The organism is Pseudomonas sp. MT3, assembly GCF_054720805.1.
Genome location: NZ_JBTVPY010000015.1, coordinates 63,143 through 83,689, shown reverse-complemented (window position 1 = coordinate 83,689; position 20,547 = coordinate 63,143). Strand labels below are relative to the sequence as shown.

Genomic DNA, 20,547 nt, shown 5'->3' with positions numbered 1-20,547 from the left:
CCAGCGGCGGATTACCGCGAGCGGTTATCCGCCCTACGCGTAGTGACGAAGGCATCGCCTGCTGGAATCGAAATCAGCCACCGGCAGAGCTTGCGATACCCATCCTGCGAATATGCCGGGACGGTCGCTCCTGCGGGTGCAGATAGCCTATCGGTGCCGCCAGAACGGCAGTTGCTATGATCTGTCGTTTTCCGTCGTCGCGGACTTCTTCAGCACCGCCACGCCCTCGCGCCGCGGATTGAAGTATTCGGCGTAGCGCAGGGTGGCGTTGGCGTGTTCGCGCATGATCGCCTCCGCCCGCGCGCCCTGGCCGTTGATCAGGGCATCGAAGGCGGCGTGGTGCTGCTGGTGGGCGAAGTTGAAGCGCTGGTACTCGCGCTTGAGATTGTCGCGATCCACCGCCAGCGAACTGACCGAGGCGAACGGCAGGTGGTCGTTGCGCGCCAGCGCCTCGGCGATGGCGCGGTTGCCGCTGGCTTCGATGATCGCCTGGTGAAAGCGCATGTTGAGGCTGTGGTACGCCTCCAGGTCCTCGGGCAACACATGGCCCTTGTCGAAGATGCGATCCCCTTCGTCCAGGCAGGCCTGCAACAGCGCCCGGGTTTCCTCCGAAACACCCTGTTCGGCGGCCTGGCGGGCTGCCAGCCCTTCCAGCACGCCACGCACTTCCACCGCGCCGGAGATGTCTTGCTCGGTGACCTCGCGCACCGTGTAGCCACGGCTGCCGGCCTTGATCAGCAAGCCTTCCTGTTCCAGCGTGCGTAATGCCATGCGCACCGGCATGCGCGAAACCTGCAGGCGTTCGGCGGTGGGAATCTCGACGATTCTTTCGCCGGCGGCCAGCTCGCCAGAGGCGATCATCTTGCGCAGTTCAGCCAGCACGCGTTGGCCCGGTTTACTCATCGGAAGGCTCTTGTGGCGGGAGGAGGCGGCGCATGATAACGCGCACGGGGACGTTCAGGCGGAAAACCAGGAACGCTTTCCGCCCTGCGCGCCGGCTGCGCCTCAGCCCTTGCGGTGCACCGCGAACCCCGCCCACGCCTGGCTCACCGGCATGAGTTCCAGGGTGTTGATGTTGATGTGCGGCGGCTGGTTCAGGATCCAGTGGATGGTCTCGGCGATGTCGACGGACTGAATGGGTTCGGCGCCGGCGTAGGTCTTGTCGTACTTCGCCTGGTCGCCGCCGAAGCGCACCAGGGAGAACTCGCTCTCGCACATGCCGGGCTCGAGGTTGGTGACGCGGACGCCGGTGCCCTGCAGGTCACAGCGCAGGTTCAGCGAGAACTGCTCGACGAACGCCTTGGTGGCGCCGTACACGTGACCGCCCGGATAGGGCCAGCGGCCCGCCACCGAGCCGAGGTTGAGGATGCTCGCGCCCGGCCCGTAGGCGATCAGGCGTGGCAGCAGCAGGCGGGTGGCGTACATCAGGCCCTTGATGTTGGTGTCCACCATCGTGTCCCAATCGTCCAGGTCGCAGTCCTGCGCGGGGTCGGCGCCCAGCGCGAGGCCGGCGTTGTTGATCAGGCCGCGCAGCGTGGCGAATTTCTCCGGCAGACTGTCCACCGCCGCGGTCATCGCCGCACGGTCGCGCACGTCGAGCACCAGCGGCAGCACGTCGGTCTGCGCCGACAGCTCCTGCGCCAGCGCCTTCAGGCGCTCCTCGCGACGGCCGGTGATCACCAGCGACCAGCCATCGCGGGCGAAACGGCGCGCGCAGGCCTCGCCAAAGCCGGAGGTGGCGCCGGTAATGAACAGGGTGGAAGTCATCGCGTGATCCTCTTGGTTGGCCCTCGTTCCGCCGGTCGATGCCGACGTGTCATGGCGGGCGCGTTCTTATCGGTTTCCGCAGGATAACAGCCTGACCGCAACCCGTTGCGCTACAGCGGCGCTGGATAAAACCCGCACAGCTGGCCGAAAGCCCCGTCGCTGCGGGGCCGCTCGCAGTTGCACCCACCTTGTCCACAGGCTGCTCCACGGATTTTGTGGGCAAGCGCGGCGGCGCATTTTCGCTGGACGAATTTCGAACGCCTCGCCGCAAGCCGCGCCAGTCCTGCGTCAGGGAAGTTCTTCCCAAGGTTATCCACAGCTCTTTCAACGACTGGCGTGGACAACCGGGCGCCTCCGGGAACTTTTCCGGAACGCTGTAACTGTCCATCCATACAGGGCTCCAGGGCAATCGAACAGAAATCAGTCGCCCTCGACAAAGCCCCTGACCACGGGGCTTCCACGGACTCGTCCAAACCTTATCCACAGGCCGGCCCACAGATTTTCTGGACAACCTCACGGCACGAGAAGGCGCGCCGCGATCAGGTCTTCCAGCGCATGACCCACCGACTTGAACAGGGTGATCTCGCTGTCGTCCTTGCGCGCACCGCGACCTTGCAACAGGTCCGCGAGCTGGCTGTGGATGGCGCTCTCGTCGATCACGCCCTCGCCCATCGGGATCAGCAGGTCGCCTGCCTCCTCCAGTGCCCCTTCGCGGGTATCGACCACGATGCGCGCCCGACGCACGACCTCGTTGTCCGTCTCGCGCATGCTCGGCAGGAAGGCGCCGACCAGATCGAGATGGCAGCCCGAGCGTAGCCATTCGCCGTGCACGATGGGCTCGCGGGAGGTGGTCACGCAGCTGATGCAATCCGCCGCCGCCACGGCGCCGCGCAGGTCGGCACAGGCATGCGCCGGGTAGCCTTCATCCTGCAGGCGTTTCACCAGTGCGTGCACCTTGTCCTCGTGGCGGCCCCAGATGGCGATGTCTTCGTACTCTCGCACCGAGCAATGGGCGCGGACCATGTGCGGCGCCAGGGTGCCGCTGCCGACCACCAGCAGCCGCCGCGCATCGCGGCGCACCAGGTAGTCGGCGGCCAGCGCCGACGTGCAGGCGGTGCGTCGGGCGGTCAGTTCGGAAGCTTCGAGCATCGCCAGCGGAAGGCCCGTCGCGCCGTCGAACAGGCAGAACAGCGCGGCCACCGTCGGCAGGCTCTTCGCGCCGTTGCCGGGGAACACGGTGACCAGCTTGACGCCGATGTCCTGTCCCGGCCGCCAGACCGGCATGGTCAGCAGCGAGGCGTTGTCGGGTAGCGCATGGCAGCCGCGCACCGGGGCTTCGCAGGCTCCGGCGAGGCCGATGCGCAGGGCCTCGATCAGCGGCGGATAACCCAGGCGTTCGGCGACGTCGGCGTTGGTGAGGAAGCGGAGGTCTTGCATGAAGGCCCCTCCAGGGGATTGCGGTGAACGCCCCTGTAGGAGCGAGCTTGCTCGCGAACCAGCCCTGCTGCGGAGCCGTTCGCGAGCAAGCTCGCTCCTACGAAGAGCAATGGACTTCAGTGCCCCCCCAGATACGCGTTGCGAACCTCCTGGTTACCCAGCAGCTCGGCGCCGGTGCCGCTCAGGCGGATCTCGCCGTTGACCATCACGTAGCCACGGTCGGACAGCTTCAGCGCATGGTTGGCGTTCTGCTCCACGAGGAACAGCGTCATTCCGCTCTTCGCCAGCTCGCGCAGGGTCTGGAAGATCTGCTTGACCACGATGGGCGCCAGGCCCAGCGAGGGTTCGTCGAGCAGCAGCAGCTTGGGCCGGCTCATCAGCGCGCGGGCGATGGCGAGCATCTGCTGCTCGCCGCCGGACATGGTCATGGCACGCTGGTTGCGCCGCTCCTTCAGGCGCGGGAATAGGTCGAACATGCGCTGCATGTCTTCCTGGGCGTGCTCCATGCCGATGGGGATGGTGCCCATCAGCAGGTTCTCCTCCACGGTCATGTCGGGGAACACCCGGCGCCCTTCCGGCGACTGCGCGATGCCGTTGGAGGCCACGTAGTGCGCGGATTTCTGGCGGATGTCCTGGCCCTTGTAGAAGATCGAGCCGGACGCCGCGCGCGGCTGGCCGAAGATCGACATCAGCAGCGTCGACTTGCCCGCGCCGTTGGCGCCGATCAGCGCCACGGTTTCCCCTTCGTTGACGGTCAGCGAGACTTTCTTCAGCGCCTGGATCGGCCCGTAGAACACATCGACCTCACGGAATTCCAACATCGGCGCCGTCATGCCAACTCCTCTTCGTCTGCGCCGAGATAGGCGGCGATCACTTTCTCGTTGTGGCGGATCTCGTCCGGCGCGCCACGGGCGATGACCACGCCGTGGTCGAGCACGATGATGTGGTCGGAGATGTTCATCACCATGCCCATGTCGTGTTCGATCAGCAGGACGGTGATGCCGTGGTGGTCGCGCAGGTAACGGACGATGCGCGCCAGCGCCTGGGTCTCGGCGGGGTTGAGGCCGGCGGCGGGTTCGTCCAGGCAGATCAGCTCGGGCCGGGTGCACATGGCGCGGGCGATCTCCAGGCGACGCTGCTGCCCGTAGGACATCTCGCCGGCCAGGCGGTTGGCGCAGTCCACCAGGTCCACCACTTCCAGCCAGTAGAAGGCGTGGTCCAGCGCTTCGCTTTCCGCACGACGGTAGCCGGGGGTGTTGAGCACGCCGGCGATGAGGTTGCGGTTGACGAACATGTGCTGGGCCACCAGCAGGTTCTCCACCACCGACATCTCGCGGAACAGCCGTATGTTCTGGAAGGTCCGCGCCAAACCGGCGCGGTTTACCAGGTGCGTGCCGCCGAACATCTTGTAGAAGACGCGGTTGCCGAGCCGCGCCGGGTTGACGAAATCACTGCCCTGGAACGGCTGGCCGAGCACCTTGATGACGTCGGTGGTGCCGCCCTGGGTGTTGAGCAGGATGTTGCCGCCGGTGGCCTTGTAGAAACCGGTGAGGCAGTTGAACACCGTGGTCTTGCCGGCGCCGTTGGGGCCGATCAGCGCGGTGATGGAGCCACGCTCCACGTCGAGGTTGACGTCGTTGAGCGCCTTGATGCCGCCAAAATGCATCATCAGGTGCTCGACGCTGAGGATCTTGTCACCGCTCATGGCGCCACCCCCTTGCGGACGGCAAAACCGGTGCGGCTGATGCGGATCAGCCCGCGCGGGCGCCAGATCATCATCAGCACCATGAGGATGCCGAACAGCAGCACCCGGTAGTCGGCGAAGCTGCGCAGCAGTTCCGGCGCCACGGTGAGGACGAAGGCGGCGATCACCACGCCCACGGTGGAGCCCATGCCACCGAGCACCACGATGGCGAGGATCAGCGCCGACTCGAAGAAGGTGAAGGACGACGGGTTGACGAAGCCCTGGTAGCTGGCGAAGAACACCCCGGCGAGGCCCGCGGTGGAGGCGCCGAGCATGAACGCCGAGAGTTTCACCAGCACGTGGTTCAGGCCCATCGCGCGGCAGGCGATCTCGTCCTCGCGCAGCGCTTCCCAGGCGCGGCCCACCGGCATGCGGGTCAGCCGGTGCTTGATGTACAACACCAGCAACACCACCAGGAACAGCACCGCGTAGATGAAGATGAACTTGAGGTTCTGGTTGTAATCGATGCCGAGGAACTCATGGATCGGCGTGCCGCCCTCCTTCGCCCGGCGACCGAACTCCAGGCCGAAGAAGGTCGGCGACGGCACCGACATGCCGTTCGGGCCGCCCGTGAAGGACAGCCAGTTGTTGAGGACGAGGCGGATGATCTCGCCGAAACCGAGTGTCACGATGGCCAGGTAGTCGCCGTGCATCCTCAGCACCGGGAAGCCCAGGAGCGCTCCCGCCAGCGCGGCGGTGACGGCCGCCAGCGGCAGCACAGTCCAGAAACCCAGGCCCAGGTACTGGTAGCCCAGCGCCAGGCCATAGGCGCCGATGGCGTAGAAGGCCACGTAGCCGAGGTCGAGCAGGCCGGCGAGGCCGACCACGATGTTCAGGCCCAGGCCCAGCAGCACGTAGATCAGCCCGAGGATGATCACCGTGAGCAGGTACTTGCTGGCGAAGAACGGAAAGATCACCGCCGCGACGATCAGCAACGGGACGATCCAGCGCAGGCGCGTCTTGTAGCCCGGCTGCAGCACCGTGATGCCCGAATCGGAGGATTCGAAGCGATCCATGATGCGCAGGCCGGCCGGCGTCTGCATGAACAGGCTGAGCAGCAGCCGGCCGAGCATTACCGCGCCGACCATCCAGGCCAGGCGAACCGGTTCGAGGTTGAAGCTGTAGCCATCGAGCACCACGCCGACGATGGGGCCGAACACCACCAGGGCGATCAGGCCGGCGAGCACGGTATCGACGACGCTCTTCTTGATATCGATGCGCGCGGTCTTCGGCGCGGCGGTGGTCTGGGAAACGGCCATCATGCTCACACCTTCGATACCTGGGGACGCCCCAGGAGCCCTTGCGGTCGGAAGATCAGGATGGTCACCAGCAGGCCGAAGGCGAACACATCCTTGAAGTCGGTGTTGATCATCCCGGAGAACTGCGCCTCGGCGACCCCGAGGATCAGCCCGCCGAGCATCGCGCCGGGCAGCGAACCGATGCCGCCGAGCACTGCGGCGGTGAACGCCTTGATGCCGATGATGAAGCCGGCATAGAAGTCGAAGGTGCCGTAGTTCATGGTGATCAGCACGCCGGCCAGCGCGGCCATCGCGGCGCCGATGACGAACACGTAGGAGATCACCCGGTCGGTGTTGATCCCCAGGATCGAGGCCATCTTGCGGTCCTGCTGGGTGGCGCGGCACATGCGCCCGAGCTTGGTGTACTGGATCACGTAGGTGAGTGCCGCCATGCCGATGAAGGCAGCGATGAGGATGAACACCTTGGTGTAGGTCAGTTGCACGAAGCCTTCGCCGATGTGGAACTTGAAGGCACCGTCGAGCAGGGTCGGCACGCCTTGCTGGCGCGGGCCCTGGGCCAGTTGCACGTAGTTCTGCAGGATCAGCGACATGCCGATGGCGGAGATCAGCGGCGCCAGGCGCGTGGAGTTGCGCAGCGGCTTGTAGGCGATGCGCTCGATCACCCAGCCGTAGACACCGGTGACGAAGATGGTGAAGACCAGGGTGCCGAGGATCAGCAGCGGGAAGGACTGCAGGCCGAAGAAGGCCAGCAGCGCCAGGGCGACCGCCGAGAGGTAGGCGGAGATCATGTACACCTCGCCGTGGGCGAAGTTGATCATGCCGATGATGCCGTAGACCATCGTATAGCCGATGGCGATCAGGCCGTAGACCGACCCCAGGGTCAGCCCGTTGATCATTTGCTGGAGAAAGATACCGTCCACGATTGAGTACTCACACAGACAGGGCAGGAAAGGCGGGCGGCAAGCTGGCTGAACGGCTCGTGACCGTCGCCGGGCAAGCGCCGACCTGCGGGGATGCCGGCAGCGCTCGTGGCGCTGCCGGCAGGTCGGGCGCGGAGCACGCAACCTGCGCCAGCCCCGCCGCCCAGGCCGGATGAAGCGGGCGGCGCGCGACGGGACCGGTCACAGATCGCGAACGCTTACTGCTGTTTTTCCAACTGGTGGTACTTGCCCTTGTCGTCCCACTGGTAGACGACATAGTCGGAGACCTTCAGGTCGCCCTTCTCGTCGAACTCCTTCTTGCCCATCACGGTCTGCACGGGGTTGCTGTGCAGCCACTTGGCGGCGGCCTGCGGATCGTTCTTGCCGGCGCCGTTGAAGGCCGCGGCGAGCGCCTGCAGCGAGGCATAGGCGTACAGGGTGTAGCCTTCGGGCTCGAAGCCGTCGGCGCGGAACTTGTCCACCACGGCCTTGCCGTCCGGGATCAGGCGCGGGTCGGCGCCGAAGGTCATCAGCACGTCCTTGGTGTACTGCGGGCCGCCGGCGGTGGTGACCAGTTCGTCGGTGACGATGCCGTCGTCGGAGAAGAACACGGTGTTCAGGCCCTGCTCGCGCATCTGCCGTACCAGTGGACCGGCTTCGGGGTGCAGGCCGCCGAAGAACACCACTTCCGCGCCCGAGGCACGGATTTTGGTGACCAGGGCGTTGAAGTCCTTCTCGCCACGGGTCAGGCCCTCGTAGAGGACTTCCTTGACGCCCAGCTTGTTCAGTTGCGCCTTGGTCGCATCGGCCAGGCCCTGGCCGTAGGTGTCCTTGTCGTGGATCACCGCGACCTTCTTGGCCTTCAGCACGTTGACGATATAGTTGCCGGCGACGACGCCCTGCTGGTCGTCGCGGCCGCACATGCGGAAGATGCCGGTCATGCCGCGCTCGGTGACTTTCGGGTTGGTCGAGCCGGGGGTGATGGAGATGATGCCGGCCTCGTCGTACACCTCGGAGGCGGGGATGGTGTTGGACGAACAGAAGTGGCCGACCACGGCGATGGCCTTGTCCTGGTCGACCAGGCGGTTGGCGACCGACACGGCCTGCTTGGGCTCGCAGGCATCGTCCGCCTTCACCAGCTTGATCTTCTCCCCGTTCACGCCGCCGGCGGCGTTGATCACGTCGGCGGCCGCATTGGCCCCCCGCCAGTACTGTTCGCCGAACGAGGCGTTCGCCCCGGTATGCGGTCCCGCGACCCCGATAACGACATCAGCCTCGACAAAGGAAGACACGCCCAGCGCGGTAGTTACCGCCAGGGCCAGAAAGCCTTTTCTGAAAATCTTCTGCGACATGGAGTTTTGCTCCTGAGGGTTTTTGTAATGGCGTACGAACGAGTGTTGGCGATTTTCTTGATTCAGCGATTTATCGACAGCAAGCCGCGTGCCATTCGTTTTTGTTATTAACCAAGTCCTACAGCAAAAACAGCCAGAGCTGGCAGGCATCAGCGCTAGACATGTGCAACCCATCGAAAACAGAAGGTGCAACCATGAAATCGAAAAGGCGCAACCCTCCTTCCCGTGAGCTGACACAACCAGCCACCACAGGCGCAACCCCATCCGTAACCATCGCTGTCACCGAACTGCACATCCACGGTGCAGACCCGCAGGGGTAACGCACCATAAGAGGCTAGACCAAAGTGCAGCGAGCGTCGGGGCAGACGCGGCGGGAGGGCCCCGCCCACGCCTCGCCTGGCTCAGATCACCACCCGCAGGCACTGCCCGGCGTGGTAGAGCGAGAACCCCGTTTCGTACAGGCAACTACGCAGGCCAGCGGCCGAAATCTCCTCCATCGGCCGCAGCGGCATCGGCAGCACGCTGGCGTCGCCGCCCAGCAGGAAGTCGGCGAAGGCCTTGCCCACCACCGTGCCGGTGGTGACGCCACGACCGTTGTAGCCGCTCATGGCGACCAGCCCCGGCGCCGGCTCGAACAGGCGCATGAGGTGGTCGGGGGTGAAGTCGATGCAGCCGGTCCAGGTGAACTCCCAGTCCATCTTGCCCAGCTTCGGGAAGTAGTGCTGCTGGATGCGGTCCGCCCAGCTCTTGAGGAACCACGCCGGCTTGCCGGTGCCCTTGCCGAGGCTGCCGAGCAGCAGGCGGCCGTCGGCATCGCGGCGGATGCTGCTGAGCACCTGGCGGGTGTCCCAGGAGCCCTGCCCACCCGGCAGGATGCGCGCAGCCTCGGCGCCCTCCAGCGGGCGTGAGGCGACCTGGTAGTAGTAACCGGGGAAGAAGGTGCGGCGCAGCTGAGTCCACTCGCCTTCGGTGTAGGCGCTGGAGGCGATCACCACCTGCCCGGCGGTCACCACGCCACCCTGGGTGATCACGTTCCAGGCGTTACCGACGCGTACCAGCCCGACCACCGGGGAGTGGTGGTACAGCTCGCCGCCCAGGCCGACCACCGCGCGGGCCAGGCCGCTGACGTAGGCCATCGGGTTGAGGGTACCGGCGCGGCGGTCGAGCAGCGCACCGGCGATCTTGTCGGTGCCGCAGGCCTGCTCGCACTCGGCGCCGGTCAGCAGTTCGACGGGGGCGCCGCGACGGCCCCATTGCTCGCAGCGGCTGCGCAGGTCGGCCAGGCCACGGGCGTTGTGCGCCATGTGCAGCGTGCCTTCGCGGCGCGCCTGGCAATCGATGGCATACTTGTCGATCAGCGAGAACACCAGCGAAGGGGCATTGCCGAGCATGCGGTTGACCCGCTGCCCGATCTCCACACCCATGCCCGCCTCGATCTCGTCCGGGGGAATCCACAGGCCGGCGTTGACCAGCCCGACGTTGCGCCCGGAGCCACCGTACCCGGTGGTATGGGCCTCCAGCACGCAGACCTTCTGGTCCCGCTCCAGTAGATGCAACGCGGCGGACAGGCCGGTGAAGCCCGCGCCGACGACACACACGTCGACCTTGCGATCCCCGCGCAACATCGGAGCTTCCGGGCGTTCGGGGGTCAGGTATTCCCACAGGCACTCTTGGCGAAGCGACATCCAGCGATCCTTCTACGCGAACCTTTGTGAATGACTCTGTACTGCAAGCCCCCATTGCGAGCCGGGGGCTTCCTGTAGGAGCGAGCTTGCTCGCGAACCGCATAACGCTGAAGCCCCACCGGACTCCGTTCGCGAGCAAGCTCGCTCCTACGAAGAGCAACCTCAGTCGAAGACTATGCCCTGGGCCAGCGGCAGTTCCCGCGAGTAGTTCACGGTGTTGGTCTGCCGGCGCATGTAGCCCTTCCAGGCGTCGGAGCCGGACTCGCGACCGCCGCCGGTTTCCTTCTCGCCACCGAAGGCGCCGCCGATCTCCGCGCCGCTCGGACCGATGTTGACGTTGGCGATGCCGCAATCACTGCCCACCGCCGAGAGGAAGGCCTCGGCCTCGCGCAGGTCGGTGGTGAAGATGCAGGACGACAGGCCCTGGGGCACGGCGTTGTTCAGCGCCACCGCCTCGTCGAACGTCTCGTAGGGCACCACGTAGAGGATCGGCGCGAAAGTCTCGTGGCGCACCACGTCGCTCTGCTCCGGCATCTCGGCGATGGCCGGCGACACGTAATAGGCCTCGGGGAATTTGTCGGCCAACTGCCGCGCGCCGCCGAACACCACGCCGCCCTCGCCGCGCGCCTGCTCCAGCGCGCCCTGCATGGCCAGGAAGCTGCGCTCGTCGATCAGCGGACCGACCAGGTTGCCTTCCAGCGGATGGCCGATGCGCACCTTGGAATAGGCGGCCTTCAGCCGGCTGACGATCTCGTCCTTCACCGACCTGTGGGCGATCAGCCGGCGCAGGGTGGTGCAGCGCTGCCCGGCGGTGCCGACGGCGCTGAACAGGATGGCGCGCACGGCCATGTCCAGATCGGCGCTGGGCGCCAGGATCATCGCGTTGTTGCCGCCCAGCTCGAGGATGCTGCGGCCGAAGCGCGCCGCCACGCGCGGGCCGACTTCGCGGCCCATGCGGGTGCTGCCGGTGGCGCTGACCAGGGCGACGCGCGCGTCGTCCACCAGCGCCTCGCCGGCGCTGCGATCGCCGATCACCACCTGGCTGAGATGCGCCGGTGCGTCGCCGAACTTGCTCAGCGCACGCTCGAACAGCGCCTGGCAGGCCAGCGCGGTGAGCGGGGTTTTCTCCGAGGGTTTCCACACCACCGAGTTGCCGCAGACCAGCGCCAGCGCGGTGTTCCACGACCACACCGCGACCGGGAAGTTGAACGCGCTGATCACCCCGACCACGCCCAGCGGGTGCCAGGTTTCGCGCATGTGGTGGCCGGGGCGCTCGGAGGCGATGGTCAGGCCATAGAGCTGGCGCGACAGGCCGACGGCGAAGTCGCAGATGTCGATCATCTCCTGCACCTCGCCCTGGCCTTCCTGGGTGATCTTGCCGGCCTCCCAGGACACCAGTTCGCCAAGGGCCGCCTTGCTCGCCCGCAGCTCCTCGCCGAACAGCCGCACCAGCTCGCCGCGACGCGGCGCCGGCACCTTGCGCCAGGCGTCGAAAGCATGGGCGGCGCGGCCAATCTTCTGCTCCACCTCGGCGGCACTTTCCAGGCGCACCGCGCCCAGGCGGCTGCCGTCGATGGGAGAGTGGATGACCTGGTCGCCAGCGGTAGCCAGGCGGGCGTCGACGCCGAGGGATTCGAGCAGTGCGGAAATCATGCGGACTCCTGTGGGGTTCAGAACCATCTGGAATGCCAGCAGTAATAAACGGCTTGCCGAGGCACAACAAACGACGTTTCCTATGCACATCATTCCGTAAATTCATGAACTACCAACATGCTGAGCAAACGCCATCTGCCCTCCATGACCGCCCTGCAATGCTTCGAAGCGGTAGCCCGGCACCTGAGCTTCACCCGCGCCTCGGAAGAGCTGAATCTGACCCAGAGCGCGGTCAGCAAACAGGTGGCGCAGCTGGAGGAAATGCTGCAGCACCTGCTGTTCCGCCGCGTGCGGCGTCGCCTGCAACTGACCCCGGCGGGCGAGCTGTACCTGCTGGAGGTGCGCAAGATCCTTACCCAGGTGGAGATTTCCACTCACTACCTGCTCTCCTACGGCGGGGAAACCGAAGTCCTGCGCGTGGCCACGCCGCCCACCTTCGGCGCGCGCTGGCTGATCCCGCGGCTCAATGGCTGGCGCCATCTGCACCCGAACATCCACCTGGACCTGCGCCAGGAGCTGGAGCCGAGCGACCTGCTGCAATCGCGCTGCGACATCGCGTTCTTCTTCGGCGCCGGCACCCTGCCCGGCGCCGAATGCCTGCATCTGTTCGGCGAGGAAATGGTGCCGGTGTGCTCGCCGGACCTCCTCCCGGAGCAGCCGCTGGCCGATCCGACCCAGTTGGCCGAACGGGTTCTGCTGCAGAACGCCACCCGCCCGGAAGCCTGGCACGAGTGGTTCCAGAGCCTGGGCAAGCGCAGCGAGCACAGCTACCACGGCCCGCGCTTCGACACCTTCTACATGTGCATCCGCGCCGCCCAGGCCGGCTGTGGCGTGGCGTTGCTGCCGCGTTTCCTGGTGGAAGAGGAGCTGGCCGAAGGCAAGCTGGTGGTTGCCTGGGAGCACGGGCTGGAAAGCCGCAGCGGGTATTATCTGGCTTACCCCGAGCATGCGGCGGCGGTCCCCAAGGTGCGCGCCTTCGTGGAATGGATCCAGGCCCGCCTGCAGGCGCCCTGATTGGCGCAATTGACCATCGACCCAGCGCCGCAGTCGCTGGTATTTTTCCTGCATTCCGACAGGCGCTGGCCTGTCACTGTCCGGATCGAGGTACATCCATGAAAGCCACCCAGCAAGCCATCGCGACCGAGTTGAATGTCCAGCCGCCGTTCCAGGGCCCGGACGACGTCCAGGCGGAAATCCAGCGCCGCGTGCGCTTCATCCAGGACTGCCTGAAGAGCTCGGGGATGAAGACCCTGGTGCTGGGCATCAGCGGCGGCGTCGACTCGCTCACCGCCGGCATGCTCTGCCAGCGCGCGGTGGAAGGCCTGCGCGCCGAGACCGGCAACCAGGACTACCGCTTCCTCGCCGTGCGCCTGCCCTACAACGTGCAGGGCGACGAACAGGACGCCCAGGACTCGGTGGACGTCATCGCCCCGGACGAGCGCCACACCGTGAACATCGGCCCGTCGGTGCAGGCGCTGGCAGCCGAAACCCAGGCGCTGGAAGGCCTGGCCCCAGCCACCCGCGACTTCGCCCTGGGCAACACCAAGGCGCGCATCCGCATGGTCGCCCAGTACACCATCGCCAACGCCCGCCAGGGCCTGGTGGTCGGCACCGACCATGCCGCCGAGGCGGTGATGGGCTTCTTCACCAAGTTCGGCGACGGCGCCTGCGACCTCGCCCCGCTCACCGGCCTGGTGAAGAACCAGGTACGCAGCATCGCCCGCACCCTCGGTGCGCCGGAAGGCCTGGTGGAGAAAGTGCCCACCGCCGACCTCGAGGACCTCGCCCCCGGCAAGCCGGACGAGCACTCCCACGGCGTGACCTACCAGGAAATCGACGCCTTCCTGCACGGCCAGGAGGTCAGCCAGGAGGCGTTCGACATCATCGTCCGCACCTTCGAGAAGACCCGCCACAAGCGCGCGTTGCCGACCGCGCCGTAAGCAAGCGCCGACGCGGGAGTAATCCCGCGTCGTTGTGACTCAATGCTGGGGAATGACGTAGCGCCAGATGGCGATGAAGTGCAGCAGGCTGCCGGCGATCACGAACAGGTGCCAGATGCCATGCCAGTGGCGGAAGCGGCTGTCATAGGCGAAGAAGATGATGCCGATGGTGTAGAAGGCGCCGCCGCCGACCAGCCATGCAAACCCGGCACCGCCCAGCGCCCGGTACAACGGGCCCACGGCGATCAGCACGATCCAACCCATCACCGCGTAGATGATGATCGACAGCACCCGCGCCTCGGAGCGCGGCTTGATCTCCTGCAGCATGCCGATCACCGCCATGCTCCAGACGATGCCGAAGAGGGTCCAGCCCCAGGCGCCCTTGAGCGTCACCAGGCAGAACGGCGTATAGCTGCCGGCGATCAGCAGGTAGATGGACAGGTGGTCGAGCTTGCGCAGGATCACCTTCGCCCGCCCACGCACGCTGTGGTAAAGCGTGGAGATGCTGTAGAGCATGGTCAGCGTGGTGCCATACACCGCCACGCTGACGATGCGCAGCGGCTCGCCGAGCAGGCTGGTGGCAACCAGCAGCCAGATGCCGCCCACCAGAGCCAGCACGGCGCCGATCAGGTGGGTCCAGGCGTTGAAGCGTTCACCGTGGTACATGGAGTCTCCCGCTGCGGATTCGACCAGAGACACCCTATCCCGGTTGCATGAAATAAAAAGCCCGACCATGTGTCGGGCTTTTCGTATCGTCGGCTCTTCGTACTAAAGCCAGGCAGGGATCACTTGAGGGTCAGGGTGCCCTTCATCATGGCCGAGTGCCCCGGGAAGGAGCAGAAGAAGGCGTACGCATCGCCGGCCTTGAGTTTGGACACATCGAAAGTCACCGAGTCCTTCTCGCCGGAGCCGATGATCTTGGTGTGGGCGATCACGCGGGTGTCGCCATCCTTGACGTAGTTCTTGTCCAGGCCGGCGGCCATGCCGTCGGTCACCACGCCCTGCATGTCGGCGGCGGTGGTCAGCACCCAGTTATGGCCCATCACGTTCTTCGGCAGGCTGCCGGGGTGGGACAGGTTGACGGTGAAGGTCTTGCAGCTCTTGTCGACAGTGATGGCGTTGGTGCTGAACTGCATCTGGTCGTTGCCCTGGATGTCCACGGAGCATTCGGCGGCCAGCAGCGGAGCACTGAACAGGCCGAGCAGGGATACAGCAGCGAGTTTACGGAACATACAAGCCTCCTAGGCAGGTTGGGCGGAGAAACCTGAAGGGGAGACCGAGCGATGAACGGTCGAGTTCCCCTGATTCAGGTCAACGACATACAGGTCGTCGACCTCGGCGCAAGCCTCTAAATATCTATCAGGCTCATCCATATCATCAACGAGGCAGATCAGCGCACCCCGCCTAGCATAGACGCCACACCCCGGCATCACAGGAATCCGCGCCATGAAACTTCACGCCCTGTTACAAAGCCTGCTCGTCAGCTACGCACTGGCCGCCTCCGGTGGCGGCGGTCAGCACGGCTGAATTCCGTCGCGCAAGTCTTGGTCGCTCTCGCATCTGCCGCTACCCTGACGACCTTCACAAGTGTGGGAGTTTTTCATGGCCTTGCGTTCCATCTGCGTATTCTGCGGCGCCAGCCCCGGCGCCACTCCGATCTATCAGGAAGCTGCCGAGGCCCTTGGCCGCCATCTGGCCGAACGTGGCATCCGCCTGGTCTATGGCGGCGGCGCGGTCGGCCTGATGGGCATGGTGGCCGACGCCGCGCTGGCGGCGGGCGGAGAGGTCATCGGCATCATTCCGCAGAGCCTGAAAGAAGCGGAAATCGGCCACAAGGGCCTGACGCGCCTGGAAGTGGTGGACGGCATGCACGCGCGCAAGGCACGCATGGCCGAACTGAGCGACGCCTTCATCGCCCTGCCCGGCGGCCTGGGCACGCTGGAAGAGCTGTTCGAGGTCTGGACCTGGGGTCAACTGGGCTACCACGGCAAACCGCTGGGGCTGCTGGAGGTGAACGGTTTCTACGAGCCGCTGCTGACCTTCCTCGATCACCTGGTGCAGGAGCGCTTCGTACGCCCGCAGCACCGCGAGATGCTCCAGCGCGCCAGCACGCCGGCCGAACTGGTCGACGCCCTGCAAGCCTGGACGCCCTCGGCGGCGCCCAAATGGGTGGACCGAAACCCCACCTGAGCCCGCTTCAGCGCCAGCAATCGGCGGTTTCCCCCGCCGTCGAGCGTTGCTCTCCCAGAGTATTCAGGCTCAGCGCAGCGCAATGCAGGTCCTGTGCCTGTGCGCCTTGCGGGGTGGCGGTGAGCCGATAGCCGCCGTCCGCCTCCGTCCCCGGCTCGACGGTAAGCAGGTACCAGCCGCCAGGAGAAGCCGCCCCCTTTGCGCCCACGCGCGGCAACCCCAGGCTGGCGAGTTCGCCGGTAGCCACGACGTAGCGGCTGTTCTGGGCGAAGTAGCGCTCCTGCCGCGCCGCCGCGTCGAGCAGCAGCGCCTGCCCCTCGGTGCGATTGGCGCGCAGGATGTACTGTCGATAACCGGGGTAGGTGACCGCCGCCAGAATGGCGGCGATAGCCACCACGATCATGAGTTCGATGAGGGTAACGCCGGCCTCCCGTGGTCCTTTCATTGCCCGGTCTCCGGCATCACAGTCCAGGTCTGCCGACCGTTCAGTTCGCCGAATGCGAGCCTGTGCTGCGCGCCACTGGCGTCGAACAGCGAATCGCCACTGAAAGTCACACCACCCGCGGCAAGCGGAACGCTGCTGGGAACCGTACCGTCCACCCGGTCCTGGTCGTCCACCTCACCATCGCCATTCAGGTCGAACACCGGGAACGGCGTCGCCCCTCCCGCATTCGCGCCCAGCGCCAGGACATGCCCCTCCAGGCCGGGTGAACAGGGATCGGCATTGGGCGTCACGGTCACGACCTGAAGCAGGTTCCCGCGCACCCTGGGCGCCGTGATGACCCGCTCGCCCCTCAGGCGGTCGCCAACCTCGAGGTCCAGCACCCAGCCGGAGTCGCGCGTCCAGTCGATGGTCCCCTGGCTCACCTGGCGGGTTCCCGTCGGGCTCTCGCTCTCGAATGCCTGCACGCGCAGATCGGCGCGGGTGAGATGTCGCGTCATCTCGGCAGTCTTGCCAGCGGCCTGCGGGTCCCAGATGCCGTAGATCGATTGCAGCGTACGGGAGGCCTTGTCGCTGACGGTGAAATAGCGGCCGGTGCCGAAGTAGACCATCAGCCCCTGCCCAGACGGATGCCTCATGAAGGCCGGGGCGGCGCTGATCGCCTGGGCAGTCGGGTCCGATGCGCTGACGGTTGCGTGATAGAGCGGCTGGTTGCCGAAGGCGACGACGAAACGGGAAGTGCTCACCGCCGCCGTCGGCCCGTCAACGGCCGCCGAATCGAGCAGGTCGAAGCGCCACAGATTGCCCAGCAGGTCGCCCGCATAGGCATAGTCGGCGATGCCATCGCCATTCACGTCCGCGGCGTTGACCGCCGAAAGGCCATTGGCCCCACCTTCCGCCGTCGTGAGCTTGGTCAACAGCCGTCCATTGGCCACATCGAGCAGGAACAGGCTGGCCTTCCCGTCGTCCCCGCCATAGCCGTTGCCCAGCAGGACAGCCCATTGGCCGCTGTGCAGACGGGCGATTACCGGGGCCGAAAGCACATAACCCAGTTCGGGATCGTCCTGCGCGGTGAACTCCCACAGCAACGAGGTGGCGTCGGGATCGCTGATATCCAGCGCAAAGACACCACGCCCTCCCGCCCCCAGCGTACCGATCAGCACCCTGTGCCATGCGCCGCTGAAATACACATCGGCGACGGCCGGCGAGCCGTCCACGTAATAGCGGTGACGCCCCGGTTCGCTGGCGTATCGGCGGTCGGCCAGCAGGTGGAGATACGGGATGACCGGCGTAGGAATGTAGGCAAAGGTTTCCTCCCCGGACCTGGCGTTGAAAGCATGCAGCATGCCGTCGTTGGCCCCGACGTAGACCTGGTCGTCCTGCCGCGCCTGCGCCGCAGCGAATGCCCGATACTCTCCGTTGCCGCCATCCAGGCCCTCGGCAACGCCCGCCAGCAGGCGCGCCTTGCTCCCCAGCACAGGGGCCGAGTTGACGATGTCGCCAATCAGCGTCGTGCGCTTGCGATAGCGGTCCTCATGACGGGTATCACCCTTGAGGAAGTTCACGCGGGGGGCGTCCAGATGGTCCTGCAGCCCCACCCCGGCGAAACTGCGTCCCGCCAGGTTCTCGAAGGTGAAATCCTGCAAACCGGTTCCACTGGCATTGGCCATCAGGATACGGCGCTCACTCCAGCGTGGCAGTCGGTCGCTGGCTTTCCATGCGAGCAGTGCAGCGGCGGAGCTGCCAGCCCTGGGCGCCACGCGCTTGAGCAGGTCACCGCCCCAGGTCGCCACTTCCAACTGCGTGGTGTACAGCTCGAAACCGTCCCCTCCGAGCGCCTGTTGCAGGGCGATGGGAGCGGCGATGGACATCTGGCGTTGCAGGATTGGGCTGAACCCCCTGGACAGTTGAGTCCTCAGATGAGCCGCGTCGGTCACCTGGAAGTAGCTGTCCGGGGTGCCTGGCTTGTGCGAATCCCAGTCGCCATCGACCGGAAGCGGCGACCGCTGCGCATCGAATCCACCCCACTTGGCGGCGTACCAGAGCGGGTCATGCAACGGGGTGACGGGGTTGTTCCCAGTCGGGATGAAGGTGCGGACGGAGCTAGTGGGCTCCAGCGGCGGGCAGGTGCTGCCGGACATCCGGCACTCGCCCGCCCATCGCCCGGACGGCGTGTCGAACGGATCGCTCAGGGTGCCGGCACTTTCGTTGGTGACCTCGAGATAGAGGCCATCCCGCGTAGTCCCGGCCATCGCGTACCCCAGGTGCAATACCGCGCCCCCGCCGGCGCGCAGGGTCTTCAGAGTGACGCTCAGCGTGTTGTCCGCATTCACCCGGGTACTGTACAGAAGGCTGGCATCGCCGTCGTCACCCTCGAACGCCACACGGAGCACGATCTCCGGACGCCCGCCATTTACTTCCGCAGCCACCTTCTGCCCCGGCATGTTGTGCATCGACTGCACGAAGAATGCGCTCATTTGCGCGGGCGCCGGGGGCTTGTCCGGGGATACGACCCTGGCGAAGGGAATCAGGATTGCCGTGCCGTCGCCCACGGGAATCCGAATGCTGGATGAGGGCGTTGAGAGGGCAACGGCGAATGTCCTGACCGACAGGCCGGTCGTGGTGATGGGTTGCAGGTTCCCGTAATAGGCGACGGCGGCGGCGTTGTAGGTTCCTTCCCGCGCCGGCTCTTCAGGCAGCCCGCGAATGCTGCCGAAGCTGCTGGCCAGCTTGGCGGTCGGTGCGGCATCCGTGGCGCCGCCACTGACTTCCCCGATGGAGATCCGCTTTGCACCGCTGCCCAGCTCGTGATCCCAGAGGGTCGTGCCCAACGCGGAAACGTCCAGCTTTGCCAAGGTGCCACTGGCCTGCCCGGACGGGCCGAAAGGGCTGCCTGGCAACTGTGAGTCGTAACTGGGGCTCGCCTCACTGACGACAGTGAGCAGGGGCTTCGAACAACGGTAGGCGAAGTCCGATGCGTAGGGATCACGCCAGTTGGAAACCTCGCCTTCCATCGCGGGACGATCGACGGAAGCGGGACTCCCGGCGCCGCTGAAGTAACGCAGCGCATCGAACATGACGGCTCCCAGGGGATTTGCCCCGGTCCTGCAGGCCAGGCCGTTCGTGGCGCCGCAAAGCGCCGATAGCTGGGCAGGCAAGCCGTCCAGGCTGGCAATGATGGCCGGCCTATCCGTCCCTTTCGTGGCGAAGATCCCGGTGTCCGCGTCAACCTCATCCGCGAACGAACCGATGGCCTTGCGCAACACGCCGCCGCGCAGGTCGCGGGTACCCGAGCCCGCCATCAGACCAAAATACATCTGGTTATCTTCGCCATACGCCTGCAACAACCCCGTCGGTTTGTAGCGCTTGTTCGGATATTGCTTGCAGTTGCTTTCGAGCAATCCCGGCACACACACCCGAACCCTCACGACAACGTCGACCGGCGTCACGCCCTCTACCCGCTCGTCTCCGTCACTCGGCCTCAGCCAATCCCAGACATGCAGGTTGGCGACGTCGGGCAGAACGCTCAGGTAGGCAGGGGTATTGGCGAACAGCGTGCGGTTCATCCCAGCGGGAGCAGAGAAGGGGGTGTAGTCCGCCAGATCGAATCCGGCATCCGCCGTACCGGCATATTCCCGTCCCCAGGCAAGAGCGTTCCGGGGAATCGACGCACGCTCCAGCACCGTTTCTTCTTCGGTGTCCGTCGAGCGATAACCGCCATAGAGAATCGCGCGCAGAGTGTCGATCCGCGAGGCGGTCAGATAATTGAGGAAGTCTCCGCTCCAGCGCCCGGAGCGGGTCCTGCACGTCTTGTCGCCAGTGAACGCGACCGGCATGAACAACTGCTCAGCAGCCGCATATCGATAGCACTTTCCGGAGTCGAAATAGCCGTCATGGGCGGTTGTCGGGTCGTAGTGAAACGCCGGGACGCCATTGCCCTGGATATCGACGGCATCGGGATTGGCCGGAAGAAACAACGACTGATCCAGACCGACCACCAGAAGGTTCAGGGGCGGCATGGACGGGCTCACGAACAGCGGTGTCTGGGCCGGCGCAATCCCCGTGGCGGGTATCGTCTCCACGGTCGGGGACGCCGCCGCGACGCCCTGGCCCAGCAGTCCGGCCAGCAGCATGAGCCCATTACGATGAAGATCCATC

The 20,547-nt window shown here is 65.8% G+C and carries 17 protein-coding genes; 3 read left to right on the top strand and 14 right to left on the bottom strand.

Going from position 1 to position 20,547, the window contains the following annotated elements; all coding sequences use genetic code 11:
- Positions 1-174: 174 nt before the first annotated feature.
- The 10 genes from ACYCAX_RS16815 to amaB all read right to left on the bottom strand — a co-directional run bounded on the left by ACYCAX_RS16815 (position 175) and on the right by amaB (position 11,817).
- Positions 175-903: a GntR family transcriptional regulator gene (locus ACYCAX_RS16815; protein ID WP_015479107.1), complete on the bottom strand. Its 729-nt coding sequence runs from the start codon at positions 901-903 to the stop codon at positions 175-177.
- A 102-nt stretch (positions 904-1,005) separates the two neighbouring features.
- The gene (locus ACYCAX_RS16810) at positions 1,006-1,767 is read right to left on the bottom strand and encodes an SDR family oxidoreductase (RefSeq protein ID WP_015479108.1); all 762 of its coding nucleotides are present in this window, start codon (positions 1,765-1,767) and stop codon (positions 1,006-1,008) included.
- A gap of 513 nt (positions 1,768-2,280) precedes the next feature.
- Positions 2,281-3,204, bottom strand: coding sequence for a bifunctional Delta(1)-pyrroline-2-carboxylate/Delta(1)-piperideine-2-carboxylate reductase (gene lhpI / locus ACYCAX_RS16805; protein ID WP_460248425.1), 924 nt, complete (start codon positions 3,202-3,204; stop codon positions 2,281-2,283).
- A 116-nt stretch (positions 3,205-3,320) separates the two neighbouring features.
- A complete protein-coding gene (locus tag ACYCAX_RS16800) occupies positions 3,321-4,037 on the bottom strand; it encodes an ABC transporter ATP-binding protein (RefSeq protein WP_015479110.1) in 717 nt (238 codons plus the stop codon).
- The gene (locus ACYCAX_RS16795; protein WP_015479111.1) at positions 4,034-4,909 is read right to left on the bottom strand and encodes an ABC transporter ATP-binding protein; all 876 of its coding nucleotides are present in this window, start codon (positions 4,907-4,909) and stop codon (positions 4,034-4,036) included. The genes ACYCAX_RS16800 and ACYCAX_RS16795 overlap by 4 nt, the downstream gene beginning before the upstream one ends.
- A complete protein-coding gene (livM, locus tag ACYCAX_RS16790) occupies positions 4,906-6,207 on the bottom strand; it encodes a high-affinity branched-chain amino acid ABC transporter permease LivM (RefSeq protein WP_015479112.1) in 1,302 nt (433 codons plus the stop codon). Before livM ends, ACYCAX_RS16795 begins: the two co-directional genes overlap by 4 nt.
- 5 nt (positions 6,208-6,212) lie before the next feature.
- Positions 6,213-7,127, bottom strand: coding sequence for an ABC transporter permease subunit (locus ACYCAX_RS16785; protein ID WP_015479113.1), 915 nt, complete (start codon positions 7,125-7,127; stop codon positions 6,213-6,215).
- Positions 7,128-7,345: 218 nt separating this feature from the next.
- Complete coding sequence (locus tag ACYCAX_RS16780; protein ID WP_015479114.1) at positions 7,346-8,479, bottom strand: branched-chain amino acid ABC transporter substrate-binding protein; 1,134 nt, start codon at positions 8,477-8,479, stop codon at positions 7,346-7,348.
- Positions 8,480-8,880: 401 nt separating this feature from the next.
- Complete coding sequence (gene amaA, locus ACYCAX_RS16775) at positions 8,881-10,164, bottom strand: L-pipecolate oxidase (protein WP_460248424.1); 1,284 nt, start codon at positions 10,162-10,164, stop codon at positions 8,881-8,883.
- Positions 10,165-10,326: 162 nt separating this feature from the next.
- Positions 10,327-11,817, bottom strand: a complete 1,491-nt coding sequence (gene amaB, locus ACYCAX_RS16770) for an L-piperidine-6-carboxylate dehydrogenase (protein WP_460248423.1) — start codon at positions 11,815-11,817, stop codon at positions 10,327-10,329.
- Between the two features lie 117 nt (positions 11,818-11,934).
- Here amaB and ACYCAX_RS16765 point away from each other — a divergent pair, with 117 nt between their 5' ends.
- Together ACYCAX_RS16765 and nadE are read left to right on the top strand one after the other, a co-directional pair.
- Positions 11,935-12,831 carry a LysR family transcriptional regulator gene (locus tag ACYCAX_RS16765; protein WP_460248422.1) on the top strand — a complete coding sequence of 299 codons (897 nt, stop codon included), beginning with the start codon at positions 11,935-11,937 and terminating at the stop codon, positions 12,829-12,831.
- Positions 12,832-12,929: 98 nt separating this feature from the next.
- Complete coding sequence (nadE, locus tag ACYCAX_RS16760) at positions 12,930-13,757, top strand: ammonia-dependent NAD(+) synthetase (protein ID WP_015479118.1); 828 nt, start codon at positions 12,930-12,932, stop codon at positions 13,755-13,757.
- A 39-nt stretch (positions 13,758-13,796) separates the two neighbouring features.
- Here nadE and trhA read toward each other — a convergent pair whose 3' ends face one another.
- Positions 13,797-14,423: a PAQR family membrane homeostasis protein TrhA gene (gene trhA, locus ACYCAX_RS16755; RefSeq protein WP_015479119.1), complete on the bottom strand. Its 627-nt coding sequence runs from the start codon at positions 14,421-14,423 to the stop codon at positions 13,797-13,799.
- A gap of 119 nt (positions 14,424-14,542) precedes the next feature.
- Positions 14,543-14,989 (bottom strand): azurin, encoded by a 447-nt coding sequence (gene azu / locus ACYCAX_RS16750; protein WP_015479120.1) that lies wholly within the window; start codon positions 14,987-14,989, stop codon positions 14,543-14,545.
- A gap of 370 nt (positions 14,990-15,359) precedes the next feature.
- Here azu and ACYCAX_RS16745 point away from each other — a divergent pair, with 370 nt between their 5' ends.
- Entirely contained in the window at positions 15,360-15,947 is a 588-nt protein-coding gene (locus ACYCAX_RS16745) for an LOG family protein (RefSeq protein WP_015479121.1), read from the top strand.
- A gap of 7 nt (positions 15,948-15,954) precedes the next feature.
- Here the strand turns inward: ACYCAX_RS16745 and ACYCAX_RS16740 are convergent, their stop codons facing one another.
- Both ACYCAX_RS16740 and ACYCAX_RS16735 read right to left on the bottom strand, forming a co-directional pair.
- Complete coding sequence (locus tag ACYCAX_RS16740) at positions 15,955-16,392, bottom strand: type IV pilin protein (RefSeq protein ID WP_460248420.1); 438 nt, start codon at positions 16,390-16,392, stop codon at positions 15,955-15,957.
- On the bottom strand, positions 16,389-20,546 hold the full coding sequence (locus ACYCAX_RS16735) for a pilus assembly protein (protein ID WP_460248418.1): 4,158 nt from the start codon (positions 20,544-20,546) through the stop codon (positions 16,389-16,391). Before ACYCAX_RS16735 ends, ACYCAX_RS16740 begins: the two co-directional genes overlap by 4 nt.
- Position 20,547: the final 1 nt, after the last annotated feature.

Excerpts from the sequence above, each read along its gene's own strand:
- ACYCAX_RS16780 (WP_015479114.1), bottom strand. The coding sequence starts at position 8,479 with ATGTCGCAGAAGATTTTCAGAAAAGGCTTTCTGGCCCTGGCGGTAACT.
- ACYCAX_RS16735 (WP_460248418.1), bottom strand. The coding sequence starts at position 20,546 with ATGGATCTTCATCGTAATGGGCTCATGCTGCTGGCCGGACTGCTGGGC.
- ACYCAX_RS16815 (WP_015479107.1), bottom strand. The coding sequence starts at position 903 with ATGAGTAAACCGGGCCAACGCGTGCTGGCTGAACTGCGCAAGATGATC.
- ACYCAX_RS16740 (WP_460248420.1), bottom strand. The coding sequence starts at position 16,392 with ATGAAAGGACCACGGGAGGCCGGCGTTACCCTCATCGAACTCATGATC.
- ACYCAX_RS16810 (WP_015479108.1), bottom strand. The coding sequence starts at position 1,767 with ATGACTTCCACCCTGTTCATTACCGGCGCCACCTCCGGCTTTGGCGAG.
- azu (WP_015479120.1), bottom strand. The coding sequence starts at position 14,989 with ATGTTCCGTAAACTCGCTGCTGTATCCCTGCTCGGCCTGTTCAGTGCT.
- amaA (WP_460248424.1), bottom strand. The coding sequence starts at position 10,164 with ATGTCGCTTCGCCAAGAGTGCCTGTGGGAATACCTGACCCCCGAACGC.
- amaB (WP_460248423.1), bottom strand. The coding sequence starts at position 11,817 with ATGATTTCCGCACTGCTCGAATCCCTCGGCGTCGACGCCCGCCTGGCT.
- nadE (WP_015479118.1), top strand. The coding sequence starts at position 12,930 with ATGAAAGCCACCCAGCAAGCCATCGCGACCGAGTTGAATGTCCAGCCG.
- ACYCAX_RS16745 (WP_015479121.1), top strand. The coding sequence starts at position 15,360 with ATGGCCTTGCGTTCCATCTGCGTATTCTGCGGCGCCAGCCCCGGCGCC.
- ACYCAX_RS16765 (WP_460248422.1), top strand. The coding sequence starts at position 11,935 with ATGCTGAGCAAACGCCATCTGCCCTCCATGACCGCCCTGCAATGCTTC.
- trhA (WP_015479119.1), bottom strand. The coding sequence starts at position 14,423 with ATGTACCACGGTGAACGCTTCAACGCCTGGACCCACCTGATCGGCGCC.
- ACYCAX_RS16795 (WP_015479111.1), bottom strand. The coding sequence starts at position 4,909 with ATGAGCGGTGACAAGATCCTCAGCGTCGAGCACCTGATGATGCATTTT.
- ACYCAX_RS16800 (WP_015479110.1), bottom strand. The coding sequence starts at position 4,037 with ATGACGGCGCCGATGTTGGAATTCCGTGAGGTCGATGTGTTCTACGGG.
- lhpI (WP_460248425.1), bottom strand. The coding sequence starts at position 3,204 with ATGCAAGACCTCCGCTTCCTCACCAACGCCGACGTCGCCGAACGCCTG.
- livM (WP_015479112.1), bottom strand. The coding sequence starts at position 6,207 with ATGGCCGTTTCCCAGACCACCGCCGCGCCGAAGACCGCGCGCATCGAT.